The organism is Trueperaceae bacterium (assembly GCA_036381035.1).
In the GTDB taxonomy this organism is placed as follows: domain Bacteria; phylum Deinococcota; class Deinococci; order Deinococcales; family Trueperaceae; genus DASRWD01.
On record DASVDQ010000155.1, the window covers coordinates 1 to 1666 of the forward strand.

Genomic DNA, 1666 nt, shown 5'->3' on the forward strand with positions numbered 1-1666 from the left:
GCCGACGCCCCAGCGGTAGGAGGTGCTGCCGTCCTGGGCGCGGCTCCTGTCGGCCTCGGCGGTGAGGGAGACGGGGTCCAGGCGCCTGGTCGTGACGCTGAGGGACTGCGAGTCGGCCGTGCCCGTCGACCTGAGGTCCCATCTGGCGCCGACGCTGACGTCCTCCTCCGGGGTCACCTCGGCCGCCAGGCTGGCGTCGATGCGGTAGCGAGCGCCGGTCGCCGTGGGGCTATCGTCGCTCGAGACGTCGAGCCGCAGCTTGGGCCTCAGGCTGCGCGACCGGGGTCCGCCGAAGGCGGCGCCCGCCCCGACCCCGAACGAGACGCTGTTGCGGTTCAGGCCCGCGGCCGGCACGCGCAGGCTCGTGGACTGCGCCGACGCCCGCCAGTCGACGGACGACACGCCGGCGAACGGGTCGCGGTAGCGGTCGCTGGCCGCGAGCCGCGCCGTGAAGACCTGGCTCCCCGCGCTGCCCTCGGTGGACTGGACGGCGACGAGCGCCTGCAGGTCGGGCGCGCCCTCCGGCTTGGCCACGACGAGGGCCTGGAAGTCATTGCTCGCGCCCAGGTTCGGGTCGGTGCCGTCCGACGGCGTCCGCTCGTGGGTGATGGAGAGGAGCTCGGCGCCCTCGCGCACCTCTAGCGAGACGCCCTGGCGCCTGATCCCGATCGGGTCGAACCGCAGGCTCACCTCGCGTTCCCCGACCGAGAAGGCGATGTCGCCCCGCGCGATGGGCCCCGTGTTCGGCGCGGCGTCGCCTCCGAGCAGGATCAGCGCGTACGAGACGCTGAACTCGCCCCTCAGATCGGTGATGCCGTGGCTGGGCCCCTGGCGCCCGGCGTCCGGGGGTACGCCCGCCCCCGGCTGCGCGAGCACCGCGTTCGCCTGCAGCGCGAGGGATGTCGCCAGGAATAGTAGTCGCCTGCTCATGCGCCCATCGGGCGCGGCGACCGACATCAGTAGCCGACTCCGATCGTTAGAGGCACCTGAGAAGGATATGAGGAACCGCACGCGAGGCGCTAGCTGGCAGTTCACATGGGGCTGTGTTTCGGGGGCTCTCGGAAGAGGGTCGAGCGAGGAACGCTGTGGGGTCCCTGGCGGCGCCGGCACGGGCCTTGACCGAGTTCCCGGCGCCGCTCCCTCTCCTCGCGGCGCCGGCTCGAGCGGAGGGGCTGGGTAGAGCCCGAGGCTTAGCCGGCGCGTGACGTCCTTCCCTGGCGGCACCGACAGGCCGAGTCCCCGGCAGAGCTCGACGCGATGGGTTAGGGTGCCCAGGTCAACTCTTCGAACGGTGCTGAGCCCGGGCCTCGCGGCGCGCCTCACCACCGCGACTGCACCGGGGGATCACATGGACCCGCAGAAGCTCGACGCCGCCGTCGCGTTGATGCGAGACAACTGGCACCTCATCACCCACGATGAGAGCGCTTACAAGCCTGGCGTCGCCGAGGGCCTCGCCCCCGTGTTCAAGGCGGCCGCCGACGGCGATCCGACCTGGGTGGGCGGGTTGAAGAAGGAGTTCCGCCGCTACTCCAGCCACATAGGCTGGCGGGCGGCAGGCGCGTTCCAGAAGTACGCCTCCCACTACGCCGTCCAGGTCGGCCGCGCCGCCGCGGCGCTCGATAGCCCCTTCGACGCCGACCTGTTCTGGGACGTGGCCCTCGCGCCC

2 protein-coding genes are annotated in these 1666 nt (G+C 72.3%); one reads left to right on the forward strand and one right to left on the reverse strand.

Annotation, left to right across the window (positions count from 1 at the left end):
• Positions 1-930, reverse strand: a 930-nt coding sequence (locus tag VF202_15570) for a hypothetical protein (protein ID HEX7041535.1), incomplete at its 3' end; no start/stop codon positions are given.
• 418 nt (positions 931-1348) lie between these two features.
• Here VF202_15570 and VF202_15575 point away from each other — a divergent pair.
• Positions 1349-1666: hypothetical protein (locus VF202_15575; protein HEX7041536.1), on the forward strand; the 318-nt coding region annotated here is incomplete at its 3' end.